General features: G+C 65.1%; 15 protein-coding genes and 1 pseudogene. 7 read left to right on the top strand and 9 right to left on the bottom strand.

Annotated elements, in window-relative coordinates:
• Window positions 1-91: 91 nt before the first annotated feature.
• The 8 genes from ggt to ACVW1B_RS09840 all read right to left on the bottom strand — a co-directional run bounded on the left by ggt (window position 92) and on the right by ACVW1B_RS09840 (window position 9,694).
• Window positions 92-1,828 (bottom strand): gamma-glutamyltransferase, encoded by a 1,737-nt coding sequence (ggt, locus tag ACVW1B_RS09875; RefSeq protein ID WP_253609147.1) that lies wholly within the window; start codon window positions 1,826-1,828, stop codon window positions 92-94.
• A gap of 84 nt (window positions 1,829-1,912) precedes the next feature.
• Entirely contained in the window at window positions 1,913-3,424 is a 1,512-nt protein-coding gene (locus ACVW1B_RS09870) for an amino acid permease (RefSeq protein WP_253609148.1), read from the bottom strand.
• 134 nt (window positions 3,425-3,558) lie between these two features.
• Complete coding sequence (locus ACVW1B_RS09865) at window positions 3,559-3,867, bottom strand: BA14K family protein (protein ID WP_253609149.1); 309 nt, start codon at window positions 3,865-3,867, stop codon at window positions 3,559-3,561.
• A 137-nt stretch (window positions 3,868-4,004) separates the two neighbouring features.
• Window positions 4,005-4,502: a c-type cytochrome gene (locus tag ACVW1B_RS09860; RefSeq protein ID WP_456823021.1), complete on the bottom strand. Its 498-nt coding sequence runs from the start codon at window positions 4,500-4,502 to the stop codon at window positions 4,005-4,007.
• A gap of 34 nt (window positions 4,503-4,536) precedes the next feature.
• Window positions 4,537-5,814: a sulfite dehydrogenase gene (gene soxC, locus ACVW1B_RS09855; RefSeq protein WP_253609150.1), complete on the bottom strand. Its 1,278-nt coding sequence runs from the start codon at window positions 5,812-5,814 to the stop codon at window positions 4,537-4,539.
• Window positions 5,815-6,035: 221 nt separating this feature from the next.
• Window positions 6,036-6,506, bottom strand: a complete 471-nt coding sequence (locus ACVW1B_RS09850; protein WP_253609151.1) for a DUF1801 domain-containing protein — start codon at window positions 6,504-6,506, stop codon at window positions 6,036-6,038.
• A 157-nt stretch (window positions 6,507-6,663) separates the two neighbouring features.
• Window positions 6,664-7,620, bottom strand: a complete 957-nt coding sequence (locus tag ACVW1B_RS09845; protein WP_456780870.1) for a catechol 2,3-dioxygenase — start codon at window positions 7,618-7,620, stop codon at window positions 6,664-6,666.
• A gap of 181 nt (window positions 7,621-7,801) precedes the next feature.
• Window positions 7,802-9,694 carry a putative bifunctional diguanylate cyclase/phosphodiesterase gene (locus ACVW1B_RS09840; RefSeq protein WP_456821572.1) on the bottom strand — a complete coding sequence of 631 codons (1,893 nt, stop codon included), beginning with the start codon at window positions 9,692-9,694 and terminating at the stop codon, window positions 7,802-7,804.
• Window positions 9,695-10,092: 398 nt separating this feature from the next.
• On the opposite strand from ACVW1B_RS09840, the pseudogene ACVW1B_RS09835 reads away from it, so the two are divergent.
• From ACVW1B_RS09835 to ACVW1B_RS09825, 3 genes and pseudogenes are all read left to right on the top strand, one after another.
• Window positions 10,093-11,842: pseudogene (locus ACVW1B_RS09835) on the top strand (ATP-binding protein).
• A gap of 98 nt (window positions 11,843-11,940) precedes the next feature.
• Window positions 11,941-12,519, top strand: a complete 579-nt coding sequence (locus ACVW1B_RS09830; RefSeq protein ID WP_310880422.1) for a peroxidase-related enzyme — start codon at window positions 11,941-11,943, stop codon at window positions 12,517-12,519.
• An 8-nt stretch (window positions 12,520-12,527) separates the two neighbouring features.
• Complete coding sequence (locus tag ACVW1B_RS09825; protein WP_310880421.1) at window positions 12,528-13,040, top strand: MgtC/SapB family protein; 513 nt, start codon at window positions 12,528-12,530, stop codon at window positions 13,038-13,040.
• On the opposite strand, the gene ACVW1B_RS09820 is transcribed toward ACVW1B_RS09825, so the two are convergent.
• On the bottom strand, window positions 13,001-13,627 hold the full coding sequence (locus ACVW1B_RS09820) for a ParB-like protein (RefSeq protein WP_057019711.1): 627 nt from the start codon (window positions 13,625-13,627) through the stop codon (window positions 13,001-13,003). The two genes, ACVW1B_RS09825 and ACVW1B_RS09820, sit on opposite strands and share 40 nt — an antisense overlap.
• A gap of 439 nt (window positions 13,628-14,066) precedes the next feature.
• On the opposite strand from ACVW1B_RS09820, the gene ACVW1B_RS09815 reads away from it, so the two are divergent.
• From ACVW1B_RS09815 to ACVW1B_RS09800, 4 genes are all read left to right on the top strand, one after another.
• On the top strand, window positions 14,067-14,408 hold the full coding sequence (locus ACVW1B_RS09815; protein ID WP_253610036.1) for a hypothetical protein: 342 nt from the start codon (window positions 14,067-14,069) through the stop codon (window positions 14,406-14,408).
• Window positions 14,409-14,589: 181 nt separating this feature from the next.
• A complete protein-coding gene (locus tag ACVW1B_RS09810) occupies window positions 14,590-14,889 on the top strand; it encodes an acyl carrier protein (RefSeq protein ID WP_028334296.1) in 300 nt (99 codons plus the stop codon).
• Window positions 14,890-14,898: 9 nt separating this feature from the next.
• Window positions 14,899-15,375, top strand: a complete 477-nt coding sequence (locus ACVW1B_RS09805; protein WP_141340566.1) for a 3-hydroxyacyl-ACP dehydratase FabZ family protein — start codon at window positions 14,899-14,901, stop codon at window positions 15,373-15,375.
• Window positions 15,368-16,552, top strand: coding sequence for a beta-ketoacyl-ACP synthase (locus ACVW1B_RS09800; protein WP_141340565.1), 1,185 nt, complete (start codon window positions 15,368-15,370; stop codon window positions 16,550-16,552). Before ACVW1B_RS09805 ends, ACVW1B_RS09800 begins: the two co-directional genes overlap by 8 nt.
• Window positions 16,553-16,642 lie beyond the last annotated feature (90 nt).

Below are 16,642 nucleotides of genomic sequence, written 5' to 3'. Positions count from 1 at the left end.
GCACGAGCGGAGCGACATGCGGGAGCTCAACAAGACCCGGATGTCGCTTCGCTCATCCGGGCTACGGATTGTCGCTAGCTAGCCGTCACCATCAATAGCCCGCGGCGAGCCCCGAATTGCGGCGCGGGTCGTTCGCGCCATAGAAGCGGTTGCTGCCGACCGGCTTGCCGCCCAGCGACGGCGCGCCGATGATAATCACCGCGAGGTGGTTGGCCGGATGCGGCGGGCCGAATTTGTGGCCCATGCCCTCCAGGATCTTCCGCGTATCCGGCGACAGCGTGTAGTCCTCGAGGTTGGTCGCCTCGGGGAGCCACTGCTGGTGGAAGCGCGGCATGTCCACGGCCTCCTGCGCGTTCATGCCGTAGTCGATGGCGTTGATCATCGTCAGCAGCACGGCGGTGATGATGCGGCTGCCGCCCGGGGTGCCCATCACGATGACCGGCTTGCCGTCCTTGGAGACGATGGTCGGGCTCATCGAGGACAGCGGACGCTTGCCGGGGACGATCGCGTTGGCCTCCCCCTGCACCAGCCCATACAGGTTCGGCACGCCGACCTTGGCGGTGAAGTCGTCCATCTCGTCGTTCAGCAGCACGCCGGTCCTGGCCGCCGTCACCTTGGCACCGAACCAGTCGTTCAGCGTGTAGGTGACCGACACCGCGTTGCCGTCCTTGTCGGCAATCGAATAGTGCGTGGTGTTGCTGCCCTCATGCGGCGGAACGCCGGGCTTGATGTCCCTGGACACACCGGCCTTGGCCGGGTCGATCGCGGCACGGATCTTCGCGGCGTAGGTCTTGTCGAGCAGGCGCTCGAGCGGATTTTTCACGAAGTCCGGATCGCCGAGATAGCTGTTGCGATCGACGTAAGCGTGGCGCATCGCCTCGATCTGGTAGTGCACCGCTTGCGCCGAGTGGTAGCCGAGCTCCTTCAGCGGATAGCCCTCGAGGATGTTGAGCATCTCGCAGATCACCACACCGCCCGAACTGGGCGGCGGCGCCGAGACCACGTGGTAACCGCGATAGTCACATTCGACCGGCGCCAGCTCGCGAACCCTGTAGTTGTCCAGATCCTCCTGCGTCAGCAGTCCCTTGCCGGCCTGGCTCGCGGCGACGATCGCAGCACCAACCCAGCCCTTGTAGAAGCCATCACTGCCGCGCTTGCTGATCTCGCGCAGCGTCTCGGCGAGCTCATGCTGCGTCAGCCGTTCGCCGACCTGGAACGGCTTGCCGTTGTTGAGGAAGATCGCGGCCGAGGCCGGATCGTCCTGAAAGTCCTTGGTCGAGGTCTGCAGCATGCTGACGTCGCCCTGGTCGAGCACAAAACCATCCTCCGCCAGTTGCAGCGCCGGCGCGATGACGTCAGCGCGCTTCATTGTGCCGTATTTCTCGCGCGCATACTCCATCCCGGCCACCGAGCCCGGTACGCCGACAGCGAGATGCCCCTTGGTCGAAAGGCCGGGGATAACGTTGCCGTCCTTGTCGAGATACATGTCGGCTGTGGCGCCTTTCGGCGCGGTCTCGCGGAAATCCAGGAAGGTCTTGCGGCCATCGGCGAACTGGATGGTCATGAACCCGCCGCCACCGAGATTGCCGGCGGCGGGATAGGCCACCGCAAGCGCGTAACCAACGGCGACCGCCGCATCGACCGCATTGCCGCCCCGCTTCAACACCTCGACGCCGACCTGGGTCGCGAGATGCTGCGCGGAGACCACCATGCCGTTCTCGGCAGCGGCCGGCGCAACCGAGGCTGCGCGACCGGGCGCAGCCGACGCGATGCTGATCGAGACGAGCGCGGCGACCATCCATCGCGCGCCTGCCGTTGGATTTTGCATGGAAGTCTCCCCGGGGAATGCCGGCCTGTCGCGGCTTGCGGTGCTATCTCAACGCGTACATCTAGCAGGCCGCACGCGCGCGCACTATAGGCCCGCGCGGTCCCCGCCGCCTGCCCGCAGCCGGCTGTGCCGTCTGCCATAGGCCGCATAGATCACAAGCCCGATCATTAGCCACACCGCGAGCCTGATCCAAGTGTCGAGCGGCAGGCCGAACATCAGGAACAGCGAGGTTGCAGCGGCGGCGGGGGCCACCAGCCAGATCGCCGGCGCCTTGAACGGACGCGGCAATTCCGGATCGCGCACGCGCAGCACCAGCGTGCCGATCGAGACCACCGTGAACGCGAACAGCGTGCCGATCGAGACCAGTTCGCCGACCAGCCCGATCGGCAACAGCCCACCGAGAAGAGCGGCCACGGTGCCGGCGAAGATGGTCGAGACATAGGGGGTCTGGAAGCGCGGATGGATCTTAGCGGCAAAGCCCGGCAGCAATCCGTCATGCGCCATGGCGCGAAAGATCCGCGGTTGCGCCAGCAGCATGATGAGGATCACCGATGTCAATCCGAACAGGATGCCGAGCTTGATGAACGGACCGAGCCAGCCGATACCGATCGCATCGATGCCGACCGCGATCGGATCGGGCACGCTGAGCCGGTCATAGGGCACGATGCCGGTCAGCACGAATCCGACCGCGACATAGAGCGCGGCGCAGATCACGAGCGAGCCGAGAATGCCGATCGGCATGTCGCGCTCCGGCGTCTTCGCTTCCTGCGCCGCGGTCGAGATCGCGTCGAAGCCGATATAGGCGAAGAACACCACCGCCGCGCCGCGGACCACGCCGGACCAGCCGAACACGCCAGGACCGGCATTCGGCGGGATCAGCGCGCCCTCCGGGTTGCTCGCCGTCACCCAGTTCGCCAGCGTCACCGAGGAAGCCGCGGTGGCGAGAAACAGCGCGATCACGACGAGCTTGACCACGACGACGAAGCTGGTGAAGCGCGCGGACTCGCGAATGCCGACCACCAGCAGCGTGGTCACGAAGGCGATGATCGCCATCGACGGGATGTTGATGACCGCACCGGTCGACGACCACGCGCCGGTGTTGACGTCGTAGGCGAGCGGCGCCGAGGTGAATTGCGGCGGCAGGTCGACGCCAAAATCGCGCATCAGACTGACGAAATAGCCGGACCACCCGACCGAGACCGCGATCGCGCCGACCGCGTATTCGAGGATCAGATCCCAGCCGATGATCCAGGCGATCAGTTCGCCGAGCGTGGCATAGGCATAGGTGTAGGCGCTGCCGCAGATCGGCACCGTCGACGACATCTCGGCGTAGCACAGGCCGGCGAAGGCGCAGGCCACCGCACCAATCATGAAGGAGAGCGTGACCGCGGGACCGGCATTGGCGGCGGCCGCGTGGCCCGTCAGCACGAAGATGCCGGCGCCGATGATGCCGCCGATACCGAGCGTGACCAGTTGCAACGCCGACAGCGACCGCCTGAAGATCGGCGTCTCCGCGTCGCCATCGGCCCGCGCCGCCTCCCGCAACAGGTCCGAGGTCGACTTTCGGTCCCAGAAACCGGCCAGAGCATCTGTCACGCCGGGTGTCCTCCGCCGCTCGGGTCCGGCGGGACCCGACACGATCGGCGGACTATAACGCGCCTAACGTCCAGTCGTTCGGGCGCCGGGCGAATGCCGGCGCCCTTATCCACCGCCAAGCGCGGTACAGGGCCTTATCGGCAGGGATGGCGGCGGCCGTCGCGGCCAAGGAAGGTACCGGACGCCGGATCGAATGAACGGTAACGCGCGCAGGCGGAAGATGGCTCCGCCGCGGACATGGCGCCGTAGGCGTTCGCCGGATTGCTGCCGCGCTGCGCGGCCTCCTGGGCCTCGCCCCATGGCGTCAGGGCGCCGCCGTTGATCGCGCTGCGCCCGGGATTTTGCGCGTCGAAATATGCCGGCTCCGACATCTGGGCCGCGACCGGCGTAAACGTCATTCCCACGAGCAGCACAGCGGCTGCGACTGCCCATGACCTGGTCATGCGGCCTCTCCTATCGATCAATAAACGTGTGCCGGATGACGGCCGAGCCGCCCCCAAACGGAGATAGGGACGGCAATCCTCCAGGCACAGGGGCCACGACGTCACGATGCTGCGAGCCAGCCGGCCGTGCCTGCCGCTCAGTGGTTGTGCACGTCCGGCCGCGGATCGGAGACGAAGCCGTCGCGGTTCGGCATCTTGACGGCGGCGAGCGACTTGGCGTCGAGCACCGCATTGGCCGGCACGATGCCGTTCAGGCTGAGGATGTAGGCGGAAACCGCGTAGACGTCCTCATTGCTCAGCGACTGCGGCGCGTTCTGCGGCATCGCGCGGCGGATGTAGTCGAACAGCGTCGGCGCATGGGGCCAATAGCTGCCGACGGTGCGGATCGGCTTGAGACTCGCCAGCGTGCCCTGTCCGCCGACCAGGCGGTCGCCGACGCCGCCCTGCCCGTTGTCGCCGTGGCACGCCGCGCATTGCTCGCTGAACACCGTGCGGCCGCGCTCGACGCTGCCGTTGCCCGGCGGCAGGTTGGAGCCGTCACGGCCGATATCGATGTTCCAGCCGCCGATCTCGACAGGCGTTGCCGCACGCCCGATGCCAAAGCGATCCTCGGCCTGCCCGGCAGTCGCGAGCATCGCGATCGCACTCACGAGGAACGCCGCCTTGAGCTTACGCCTGGCCATTGGTCACCTCACCATTCGCATCGATGCGCCAGGGCCAGATCGCGTTGTTGTGGTAGAACGAGTTGAGACCGCGCACCTTGACCAATTCCGCCAGCGTCGGCTGGACGTATCCGGTCTCGTCGACGGCGCGGCTCTGGATCACGGCGGGTTTGCCGTCCCAATGCCAGGGCAAGCGGAAACGCGTGAGCGCGCGCGTCAACACCGGCTCCTGCAATTCGGCCTGCTGCCAGCTCTTGCCCTCGTCGAGCGAGACCTCGACGCTCTTGACCTTGCCGTGACCGCTCCAGGCGATGCCGGTAATCTCGTGAAAGCCCTGCGCGGTCAGCTTCTGCCCGCCGGACGGCCGCGTGATGATCGACTTGGCTTCCATATAGAAGGTGAATTCGCGCGACGTGCCGTCGGGCATCGGATCGGTGTATTTCGAGGTCTCCTCGCGCGAATAGGCCGGCTCGGCGACGACCTTGAGCCGGCGCAGCCACTTCACGTTCATGTTGCCCTCGAAGCCGGGCAGCAACAGGCGCAGCGGATAGCCCTGCTGCGGGCGCAGCCGCTCGCCATTCTGGCTGTAGACCAGCATGGCGTCGTCGAGGCATTTCTCGATCGGGATCGAGCGCGTCAACGCAGCGGCGTCGGCGCCTTCGGCCACGATCCATTTGGCGCCGGCCTGCAGGCCCGCTTCGTCCAGCACCGTCTTCAGCGGCACGCCGGTCCATTCCGCACAGCTCAGCAGGCCGACGAGGTCGGAGGCCGTCTTGCCGTACGGCTTGGTGTAGACCGGATTGCCGGAGCACTCGAGGAAGTGGATGCGCGACTGCGACGGAAAGCGGCGGATGTCCTCCATCGTGAACACCAGCGGGCGATCGACCATGCCATGCAGCACCAGCCGGTGCTCGGCCGGGTCGATGGTCGGCACGCCGCCATGGTGGCGTTCGTAGAACAAACCGTTCGGCGTGATGATGCCGTCGAGCTCCTGCAGCGGCGTGCGGCCCGAAGCGGAGATGTATTGCGGCAGCGTCTTCGAGATGTTCTTGACGACAGCCTTCTCGTGAACCGACGGCGTGCCATAGGGCTGGCTTCCCATCGGGTCGCCGGGCGCTTTCATCCATTCCGGCACATTGGGCGGAAGATTATTCCCCTGTTCGGCAAGCGCGGTAGAACCGGCAACTCCCGATATGGCGGAGCCACCGGCCAGTGCTGCGCCGGCCTGAAGGAATCGCCTGCGAGACGCCTCTCGCACGCGCTTGTCCGTCGTGTGTTCGCTCATCGACGTTTTCCTCTGACGTTACCAGAGCATGATCCGGAAAAGTGCGAAGCGGTTTTCCGAAAAGATCATGCCAGGACAACAATCCAAAGCGCGATGGCGATTCATCGGGCTTTGGTGCAGCCTAACACCAAAGGGCTGAGGCGAGGCAATGCTCTATCGCGCAGAGCTGCATCGACAGCGCGTCGTGGCCGCTGCTTACCGGTCCTGACCTGCGTTGCCACTCACATCCGTTCGCCGGGCAATTGACTGGCTTGCTTCACCCACGCGGTGAACTGGGCTTCGTCGAGCTCGTCGTTCTCGTGAATGTCGAGATAGCGCGTGTGCTGCTGCTTGGACTCGCCCGGCGGCACCGGATGCAGCGACGCACCGCGAAAGAAAGCCACCTTGACGTAGCGCGTGAAGACATGGATGCCGAGGAACCAGCCGTCGCCTTCCATGCCGTAGAGCGGCGAGTTCCACTTCACCGCCTTGTGCACGCCGGGGACGGCACGCACGATGAGCGCGTCAAGCTTGCGCCCGACGTCGCGCTTCCACCCGGGCATCGCGGCGATATAGGCTTGCACCGGAGCATCGCCATAGCCTTTTGCGATCTGCGGATTGCTGCCCGCGAGCAGACGCGGCTTTGCAGAGCCACGCTTCGCGGCGCTCTTTTTCGCCCCCTTCGCCGACGTCTTTCGCGTCTTGCCAGCCATTGTGCCCGCTCTCACCGGTTCAAATTTCGCGCGGCGCAGCGTCCGCCGCCGCGAACCGGATCATATCGGTTGCGCGTCGGCGCTGTCGTCAGCGACCGCGGGTGTTCGCGGCGGCGTATCGACGCGCTCGGGCGGCCTTCGTGCGGCGGTCTCGCATCTAGTCGATCACGGGCGGGGTGCCGTGGGTGTGAAACGACTCGATCGTCTTCAACCCCCACGCCTGTCCCTTCCTGCGCTCTTCCTCGGTCCACACGATCGGCTTCCAGTCCGGCGCGAGGATCAGGCGTGCGCCGGCGTTGGCGACCTCGACGCGGTTGCCGCCGGGTTCATAGACATAGAGGAAGAAGGTCTGCTGGATCGCGTGCTTGTGCGGCCCGGTCTCGATATGCACCCCGTGCTCGAGAAAAATATCCGCGGCCCGCAGGATCTCCTCGCGGCTGTCGAGCGCGTAGGTAACATGGTGAAACCGGCCGGGCTTGCCGTAATGGTCGCGCGTATAGGCGAAGTCGTAGCTCTTGTTCGACATCGTCATCCACATCGCGGCTTCCGTGCCGTCGTTGAGCACGATCTGCTCGGTGGTGCGGCAGCCGAGGTAGTCTTCGAAGAACAGACGGTTGGCCTTGATGTCGACCGCAAGGCAATTGAGATGGTCAAGCCGGCGGACATTGACGCCGCGCGCCGGAAAGCGCTGCGCCTGGTTTTTCAGCGCGGGCTTCAGCTCGGCCGGCGCCTCGTACCACTCGGTCTCGTAATAGAGCTCGATGACATGGCCGTCGGGATCGCGGCAGCGGAATGCCGGCCCCTGCCCCATGTCACCGTCGATCCAGCCGATATCGAAGCCCGAGCCCTTCAGCGCGGCAACGCGGCGTTCGAGCGCCTGCGGGCTGCGCGCCCGCAGCGCCATGTGCTCCATCCCCGAAGTCTTCGACGCCGTCAGCTTCAGCGAATAGCGCTCGTAATCGTCCCAGCCGCGCAGATAGACCGACTCGCCCTTGCGGCCGCTGACGGTCATGCCCATGACGTCGACAAAGAATTTCAGGCTCTCGTCCGGCTTCGGCGTCAAAAGCTCCATGTGCCCGAGATGCGCGAGATCGAAGATCGGTTCCGGCTGCATGGACGGTCTCCCTCCGCGACGACGCCGGATCGACGACTTGCGGTTGGACAGGTGAGCGGCGCGCCGATTTGTACTAGTGTACAAATGATTAGGTCCCGTCAACAAATTACTGGCGACGGCAATTGCGCTCGCAGGGCATTCCGTGGCCGGAATCACCTCGTGAAAGCGGTCAAGGCAGGCGTCAGGCGACCGAGACAGCCTTCTCGTGATCCGACGACAGGAGCTTGCGGATTTCAGCCGATGACACCGGCCGGCTGAACAGATAGCCCTGCATCTCGGTGCAGCCGAGGATGCGCAGCAGGTTGCGCTGCTGCTCGGTCTCGACGCCCTCCGCGGTCGTGGTCATGTCGCTGGCAGCGGCGATGTTGACGACGGCCTGGACGATCGTGGACGACGCGCCGGTCCCGGCGAGATCCTTGATGAAGGCGCGATCGATCTTGATCTTGTCGAAGGGGAAGCGCTGCAGATAGCTCAGCGAGGAATAGCCGGTGCCGAAATCGTCGAGCGCGATACGGACGCCGAGTTCGCGCAGCTGATGCAGGATATCGAGCGCAGCCTCGTCGTCGCGGATCAGCACCGCCTCGGTGATCTCGAGCTCGAGCCGCGAAGGTGCCAGACCTGTCGCGGCGAGCGCGGCGGCGACGTTGAGTGCCAGCGTCTGGCTCTTGAACTGGATCGGAGACACGTTGACCGCGACATGAACATGCTCCGGCCAGTTCATCGCCTCGCGGCACGCGGTGTTGAGCACCCAGTGACCGAGATCGTTGATCAGGCCGGTGTCCTCGGCGATCGGGATGAAATCCGCCGGCGAGATGGTGCCGCGTTCGGGATGACGCCAGCGCACCAGCGCCTCGCAGCAACTGACCTGGCCCTCCTCGAGATGGAGCAGCGGCTGATAGTGCAGCTCGAAGCTGCCGTCGGCGATCGCCTGGCGCAGCTCGAGCTCGAGGCTGCGCCGCGCCTTGGCGCGTGCATCCATGCCGGTCTCGAAGAACCGGTAGGTGCGGCGGCCGTCGCTCTTGGCTCCGTAGAGCGCGAGGTCGGCATTGCGCAGCAATTGATCGATGTCGAGGCCGTCGGCGGGCGCAACGGCGATGCCGATGCTGGCATCGGTGGTGATCAGATGCCCGCTGCAGTCGATCGGCCGGCGGATCGCCTGATAGATCGCAGCGAGGAGCTGCATGGTCTCGGTCTGATCGCGGACGGCGGTCTGGATCACGGCAAACTCGTCGCCGCCGAGCCGCGCCGCGACGTCGGTGTCCCCAACGCAGCCGCGCAGGCGGTCGGCGATCGCCCTGAGCAATTCGTCGCCGATCTGATGGCCGAGCGCGTCGTTGACGGCCTTGAACTCGTCGATGTCGATATACATGACCGCGAGCTGCTGATCCGGCCGGATCGCCTTCAGCGCCCGCTCCAGGCGTTCGCGGAACAGCACGCGGTTCGGCAGGTCGGTCAGCGCATCATAGTGCGCCATGTGGGCGATCTTGTTCTCGGTGCGCGCACGCTCGGTGACATCCTGGATGGTCGCCACCCAGCCGCCTTCCGGCAGCGGCTTGTTGACGATCTCGATCGCGCGCCCGCCCGGCGCCTGCGTCAGCTGACGCGTGGCGCGGCCAAGCTTCACGTTGCCGATGATGGCGTCGCAGAAGTCGTCGACATCGCCGTCGAACGAGCCCGTCTCCTGTCTATGCGCAATCAGCCGGTGCATCGTGCAGCCGGGCTTGGCGACGTCGGGCGAAAGCCCGAACATCTCGATGTAGGGGCGGTTGCAGATGATGATGCGCGCCGATGCATCGTAGAGCACGAGGCCCTGCGGAATGTTGTTCACGGCGGTCATGAGATTGCGACGTTCGGTGGCGAGCCGCTCGTCGGAGATTTCGTGCCGCTTGAGCAACAGGAAGACGATCACGGCCATGATCGCGAATGCCGCCATCAGCAGGCCTTCGCGCTCACTCCATTGCGCGGTCGCGCTTCCGAGCAGGCTGCCGACCAACAGGCCGGCACAGAACGCCAGCCCCTTGGTCGAGCCAGCATCGGCATTTCCTGACGATGAATTGCGGTGTTCGATGCGCACGCTGATCTCTCCCAGGGCGCGGCATCGTTACGCAGCACAAATGGAAAGGTCGTTACAACTCGCAGTTAGCAATCGGTTACGCGATACCGGGCGACAGCGTATGACAAATCGCGCCCATTGCCCCGTAAACCTACGGAGCTGCCGATGCACTCCTCAGAGATGGTGAATCCCGCCTTAACGGAAAAACCGGGAAACAAACGCGGCTGTGCCGGAAAGCGACGATTCCACCGCCGATGCGCGCGACAGCGCATAATCTCCCGGTACGACAGAAACAAATCGTCACCGGGAAGGTGTAGATTTAGCCGATGCGGAACCCCGGCGATTTAACGGTTTTTCCAATCCCGGGCGGGCATATTGGTCCGGACATTTAGATTTTGAGAACGAGCCAGGCTGGAACTGTGACACCCTTCGGACGTGTGATCTCTGTGCGCGGCTCGCAGGCCCGGGTTGGGCTGCTGGCGGGCGGCCAGATGCAACTTTCAGAGATGCGAGCGACCGTCGGCCGGTTCGTCAGTATCCGCTGCGCGAGCTCGGTCATCGTCGCCATGATCACCGAAGTGACGTGCGAGAACCTGCCGGCGTCCGACGAATACATGGCGACCGCCTCGGTCGACCTGCTGGGCGAGATCCTGGGCGGCGACCGCCCGAAATTCCAGCGCGGTGTCACCCACTATCCGACCATCGGCGACAGCACCGATCTGATCACGAACCAGGAGCTGCGCACGGTCTATGCGCCGAGCGGCTCGGACCAGATCAATGTCGGCACGCTGCAGCAGGATCGTTCTGTCATCGCCTATGTCGACGTCGAGGAGATGCTGTCCAAGCACTTCGCGGTGCTCGGCTCGACCGGCGTCGGCAAGTCGACCGGCGTGTCGCTGCTGCTCAACGAGATCCTGAAGTCGCGGCCGAACCTGCGCATCTTCCTGCTCGACGTGCACAACGAATACGGCCGCTGCTTCGGCGAGCGCGCGCAGGTGCTCAACCCGCGGAACCTGAAGCTGCCGTTCTGGCTGTTCAACTTCGAAGAGATCGTCGACGTGCTGTTCGGCGGCCGGCCCGGCGTGCCCGAGGAGCTCGACATTCTCGCCGAAGTGATCCCGATGGCGAAGGGCATCTACACCCAGTACCAGAACTCCGACCGGGTCGGTCTCGGGCTGAAGCGCATTGACCCCAAGCAGGTCGGCTACACCGTCGATACGCCGGTGCCCTATCGTCTGGTCGACCTGATCTCGCTGATCGACGAGCGCATGGGCAAGCTGGAGAACCGCTCCTCGCCGCATCATCTATCACAAGCTGATCTCGCGCATCGACGCGGTGCGCAACGATCCGCGCTACGCCTTCATGTTCGACAATGCCAATGTCGGCGGCGATACCATGGCCGAGGTGATCAGCCATCTGTTCCGCCTGCCCGCCAACGGCAAGCCGATGACGATCATGCAGCTCGCCGGCTTCCCCGCCGAAGTCGTCGACTCCGTGGTGTCGGTGCTGTGCCGCATGGCGTTCGATTTCGGGCTGTGGAGCGACGGCGTCTCGCCGATGCTGTTCGTCTGCGAGGAAGCGCACCGCTACGCCTCGGCCGACCGCAATATCGGCTTCGGGCCGACCCGCAAGGCGGTGTCGCGCATCGCCAAGGAAGGCCGCAAATACGGCGTCTATCTCGGCCTGATCACCCAGCGTCCGGCCGAGCTCGACGCGACCATCATCTCTCAGTGCAACACGCTGTTCACGATGCGCCTCGCCAACGACCGCGACCAGGCGCTGCTGCGCTCCGCCGTCTCGGACGCCGCCGCCAACCTGCTGTCCTTCGTGCCCTCGCTCGGCACCCGCGAGGTGCTGGCGTTCGGCGAAGGCGTGGCGCTGCCGACCCGGCTGCGCTTCAAGGAGGTGCCGCCGCACCAGCTGCCGCGCGGCGAGGCCACCATCGCCACGGTACCGTCGGTCACCGCCGGCCATGACATGCATTTCGTCAGCGCCGTGCTGGAGCGCTGGCGCGGCGCCACCTCGCATCGCGATAGCCCGAGCAGCGACGCCAACTTCAACTCTGCGGCGCCGGCGCGCAGCATGGCGCCGGCCGAGGCGCCGATGCTGCAGCCCTCGCTCGGCCTCGATCCGGACCGCTTCTCGCTGCTGAAGAGGCCGCTGCGTTAGCCGAATTCCGCCAAGGCGCCGATGCGCCTTGCGCCCAAGGCGTCATCCACTATGGTCTCGCGTGACGCCGCATCCAGGCGGCACGCCGGAACCATCTCATGACGCAGCCGACCGTAAAACGCTTCCCGACGCCCGCTCTCGACAAGCTCCCCGAGGACATCCGCGCCCGCATCCTGGCGGTGCAGGAGAAATCCGGCTTCGTGCCGAACGTCTTCCTCACCTTGGCCTATCGCCCCGACGAGTTTCGCGCCTTCTTCGCCTATCACGACGCGCTGATGGAAAAGGACTCCGGCCTCTCGAAGGCCGAGCGCGAGATGATCGTGGTGGCGACCAGCGCCGCCAACCAGTGCCAGTATTGTGTGATCGCCCACGGCGCGATCCTGCGCATCCGCGCCAAGAATCCCGAGATCGCCGACCAGATCGCGGTCAACTACCGCAAGGCCGACATCACGCCGCGGCAGCGCGCGATGCTCGACTTCGCCATGAAGGTGAGCCGCGCCGCCGAGGAAGTCTCGGAGGCGGACTTCGCCGCGCTTGCCGCCCACGGCTTCAGCGACGACGACGTCTGGGACATCGCCGCGGTTGCGGCATTCTTCGCGCTGTCGAACCGGCTCGCCAACGTCACCGGCATGCGGCCGAACGGCGAGTTCTACATGCTCGGCCGGCAGCCGAAATAGAGGACGCCTTGGCGGACTGGAGCGAGATCGTCCTGCGTCTCGGCGCGGCCACCCTTGCCGGCTGCGCGATCGGGCTCGACCGTGACCTGCGCGGCAAGCCGATCGGCCTGAAGACGCTGGGTCTCGTCAGCCTCTCGACAGCCATGGTCGTGCTGCTGGCATTGCAGGCCGTCGAGCCCGGCAAGTTCACCGACGCGGTGAGCCGCGTGATCCAGGGCGTGCTGACCGGCATCGGATTTCTCGGCGCCGGCGTGATCGTGCGGCAGGGCGACCGCTTCCAGGTCCGCGGACTGACCAGCGCCGCATGCGCTTTCTTCGCCGCTTGCGTCGGCATCGTCTGCGGCGCCGGACATTGGCCGATCGTCGTCACCGCCGTCGCGCTGGCGTTCCTGCTGTTGACCTTCGGCAAGCGGACCGAGCGGTGGCTGCACTACGCGCTCGGCGGCAGGGAGGATCAGCACGGGCCGGCGGAGGCGGCAGATCAGTCGTCAGATGCCGGCCCGCACCAGCCGGGCAAATAGACCGCGTCCTTGCTGCGGCCGAGCGCCAGTCCCTTCTCCAGCGCCTTGGCGAAATTATTCTCCACCGTCTTGCGCGGGATGTGGCGGCGCAGGAAATCGGCCCACAGGAATTCGCTGAATGGCGTCGTGTCCTTGGCAAAGCCGCCCGCCCGGCGCATCTCGCCGGCGAGGCTGCGGAACGGATCGTCCCTGAGGTCCTTGATCGATTTCGGAATGTCTTTGAAGTGGCGGCGCTCGCCCTTGGAATCGTAGGGATAGACCCAGCGCTTGTTGTCCATCACGCCCCAGAACACGTCACGCTCGACCATCGTGAGATCGCCGATCACCGTGACCAGGATGTCCTTGACGCCCTCGTCGTGCAGCGCCCGCGCCATGTGATGGTGATCGACCACGTAGTAGCGATCGTCGGGACCATGGACGACCGGGATCATGTGCTTGCCCAGCAGTTCGGCGCGCTTCTTGTCCGACTTGTGCTCGCGCCAGCGCTTCCGCTTCTCCGTCACCTCCTGCATGCCGACCGTCATCTGGGTCGGCCGCAGCGACAGGATCGGGACCGGTTTGACGTAAGGCTCGCGCGTGTGGGCCATGATTTATGCTCCCTTTTGACCGGCACTCCGGAACGGGTTCCACTATGTCATGAGCCCGCAGGCGGGTGAAAGAGTCCGGTGCGCCGGAATGGCTTCACGAAGCGGTGGGGGCCGATGGCCGGATGGTCCGGCCTCGGCTGTCGATGCTCCCGGGCTGTCAATGCCCGGGCTGTCAATGCCCGGGCTGTCAATGCCCGGGCGCGCAGCCTCAACCTCCGTGACGGCGTTGCAGCGCAAACTGTGCATGCGCGAAGGTCGAACGAATATGTCGACATGGTCATCGCCGAGCATCCCGCGCGCCGCAGCAGCCGCCTCGACGGCAAGCCAGTTCCTGGAGGTGATCGACGCATGAATACCACCTCTGCGCGCACCAAGATTTTAGGTGTGAAGTGCAGCGAACATGCTAAACATAATCGGCGACGCGACCGGACTGACAACAGTGAAGACGCAGCGGCCAATCTCCTCGGATGCCGAGCACGTGGTGCTCAAATTCCGGCCGCGTACCTCGGCGCAGCCGCCCGGCAAGCGCGAGGAGCCGCACCGAACGACGCGCCCGGCTTCCGTTGCCAGCGATCTCTCTCGCTATGAGAAGCCGCGCGAGGAGCCGGACGATTTCCGCCAGCGCATGCTCGCCAACATCGCCGCCTTCGCCTTCACGGTGGCGCTCACCGCGATCGGCATCTGGCTTGCCATGAGCATCGCCGATTTGCGCAAGACCCAGGATTGCGTGCTGATGGGCCGCCGGGATTGCGCGAAGATTACGGTGATGCCGCGCAGCTAGGCTGGCCGGAACCCTGCCCAAAAACCGTCCTTGCGAGGCCGGCCAAGCTCCATTGAACTAACGGCCCTGCTCCGATATACGGGCACACGACTCCGGCACCAGCAATCGGGCATTCCGGGGCAACGCGCCCGCCTCCTCTGAGCCGACCCGGAATTACCTTCAATATATCAAAGGCTTAATGATGTCCTCCACATTCGAGCAGATCGCCAACATTATCGCGGAGACCTGCGACATCCCGCGCGACACGATCAAGCCGGAGAGCCACGCGATCGACGATCTGGGGATCGACAGCCTCGACTTCCTCGACATCGCGTTTGCCATCGACAAGGCCTTCGGGATCAAGATGCCGCTCGAAAAGTGGACCCAGGAGGTCAACGACGGCAAGGCCACGACTGAGCAGTATTTCGTGTTGAAGAATCTCGCCGACCGCATCGACGAGCTGGTTGCAGCCAAGAACGCGGGCACGGGCTCGGGCTCGTAATCGCCCATCATGCAGCTCGAGATCTTTCAGCTGATTGATCGGATCGTCGACCTCAACCTCGACGCAAGGACCATTGTCGTCGAGGCGGATGTCCCGCCCGACAGCCATTCGGTGTTCGCGGGGCACTTCCCGGGCTATCCGATCATGCCCGGCGTGCTGCTGACCGAAGCAATGGCCCAGAGCTCGGGCTGGCTGATCCTTGGTCTGACCAAGTTCGAGCGGATGCCCTTCCTTGCCATGGTCAAGGAAGCCAAGATGCGCGGCTTCGTCAGCCCCGGCTCGGTCCTGACCATCGAGGCCAAGATCGAGCACGAAGGTTCAGGCTTCGCCGTGACCTCGGCGAAGGTTCGCGTCGGCAAGGAGCTCAAGTGCAATGCCGAGCTGACCTTCCGTCACATCCCCTTCCCCAGCCCGGACTTGCGCGTGCACATGGATGCGATGGCCGCCAAGATCGGGTTTCCGCAGCAGGCACTGAGTAATGGCTGAGAAGGAAGTCTGGATCACCGGCGTAGGCCTGCTCTCCTCGCTTGGCGAGGGACTGGATGCGCATTGGGAGGCGCTCGGCGCCCGGCGCGTCAATGCCGACGAGAAGCGTCTCGCGCCATACGTGATCCATCCGATCGCTCCCGTCAGCTTCGACGCCCAGATCCCGAAGAAGGGCGATCAGCGTCAGATGGAAACCTGGCAGCGGATCGGCACCTATGCCGCCGGGCTGGCGCTCGATTCCGCCGGCGTCAAAGGCAATCAGGAAATCCTGTCGCGGATGGACATGATCATCGCAGCCGGTGGCGGCGAGCGTGACCTCACTGTCGACCTCGCGATCATGAACGCCGACGCACAGGGCAAGCTGCCGCCAGCCCTCCTCAACGAGAAGCTGATGAACGAGCTGCGCCCGACGCTGTTCCTGGCGCAGCTCTCCAACCTGCTCGCCGGCAACATCGCGATCGTTCACGGCGTGTGCGGGACCTCGCGCACCTTCATGGGCGAGGAAGCCTCAAGCATCGACGCGGCACGGATCGCGGTCGCGCGCATTGGAGCCGGCCAGAGTGACATCGCCTTGGTCGGCGCCGCTCATAACGGCGATCGCGGCGACCTCTTGATGCTCTATGCATTCGGCGATCTCGCCCTCAAGGACCAGCATAGCTCGGTCTGGGCCCGCAGGAACAACCCGGGCTTTGCCATCGGCTCCGCCGGCGCCTTCCTCGTGATGGAATCGCGCGAACATGCCGAGGCCCGCGGCGCAAAGCCGTACGCCAAGCTGACCAAGGTTGTCGCCGACCTTGCCCGACGCAAGGAGCCGGGCGCCGTGACGAAATCGCTGCAGGCGTTGTGGCCGCAGCTCGGTGTCAGCGGCGACAACGGTATCCTGATCACGGGCGCGACCGGCGCCGAGCCTGCGACCGCCGAAGAGCGCGCATTCCTCAGCCAGCATGCCGACTTTGCCGTCCGCGCCACCGGAACGACCTTCGGCCACACTATGGAGGCGCAATTCCCGCTTGGGCTCGCGCTGGCCGCGTTGTCGATCTCGCGCGGCGCGCTCTATCCGGCCAACGACCCGACCGGGCTGGAGGTTGAAAAGACCGAAGCGCCAACCCAGATTGTGGTGTTGGGGGTCGGCCACTGGCAGGGCGAAGGCATGGCACTGGTCGAGGCCGTCAGTTAGAGCATGATCCGGACAATTGTTTCCGAACATCATGCTCGAACAAACAACTAGGGTGCGATGAAGCTCATCGCACTTTAAGTCCGGCGCAAG

The sequence above is a fragment of the Bradyrhizobium sp. USDA 4502 genome (assembly GCF_054063355.1).
The sequence above is the reverse complement of the archived record's forward strand: the minus strand, read 5'-3'. Positions and strand labels throughout refer to the sequence as shown.

Coding starts and splice junctions, on each gene's coding strand:
- ggt (WP_253609147.1), bottom strand. CDS start 1,828: ATGCAAAATCCAACGGCAGGCGCGCGATGGATGGTCGCCGCGCTCGTC.
- ACVW1B_RS09865 (WP_253609149.1), bottom strand. CDS start 3,867: ATGACCAGGTCATGGGCAGTCGCAGCCGCTGTGCTGCTCGTGGGAATG.
- ACVW1B_RS09860 (WP_456823021.1), bottom strand. CDS start 4,502: ATGCTCGCGACTGCCGGGCAGGCCGAGGATCGCTTTGGCATCGGGCGT.
- soxC (WP_253609150.1), bottom strand. CDS start 5,814: ATGAGCGAACACACGACGGACAAGCGCGTGCGAGAGGCGTCTCGCAGG.
- ACVW1B_RS09850 (WP_253609151.1), bottom strand. CDS start 6,506: ATGGCTGGCAAGACGCGAAAGACGTCGGCGAAGGGGGCGAAAAAGAGC.
- ACVW1B_RS09845 (WP_456780870.1), bottom strand. CDS start 7,620: ATGCAGCCGGAACCGATCTTCGATCTCGCGCATCTCGGGCACATGGAG.
- ACVW1B_RS09830 (WP_310880422.1), top strand. CDS start 11,941: ATGACGCAGCCGACCGTAAAACGCTTCCCGACGCCCGCTCTCGACAAG.
- ACVW1B_RS09820 (WP_057019711.1), bottom strand. CDS start 13,627: ATGGCCCACACGCGCGAGCCTTACGTCAAACCGGTCCCGATCCTGTCG.
- ACVW1B_RS09810 (WP_028334296.1), top strand. CDS start 14,590: ATGTCCTCCACATTCGAGCAGATCGCCAACATTATCGCGGAGACCTGC.
- ACVW1B_RS09805 (WP_141340566.1), top strand. CDS start 14,899: ATGCAGCTCGAGATCTTTCAGCTGATTGATCGGATCGTCGACCTCAAC.
- ACVW1B_RS09800 (WP_141340565.1), top strand. CDS start 15,368: ATGGCTGAGAAGGAAGTCTGGATCACCGGCGTAGGCCTGCTCTCCTCG.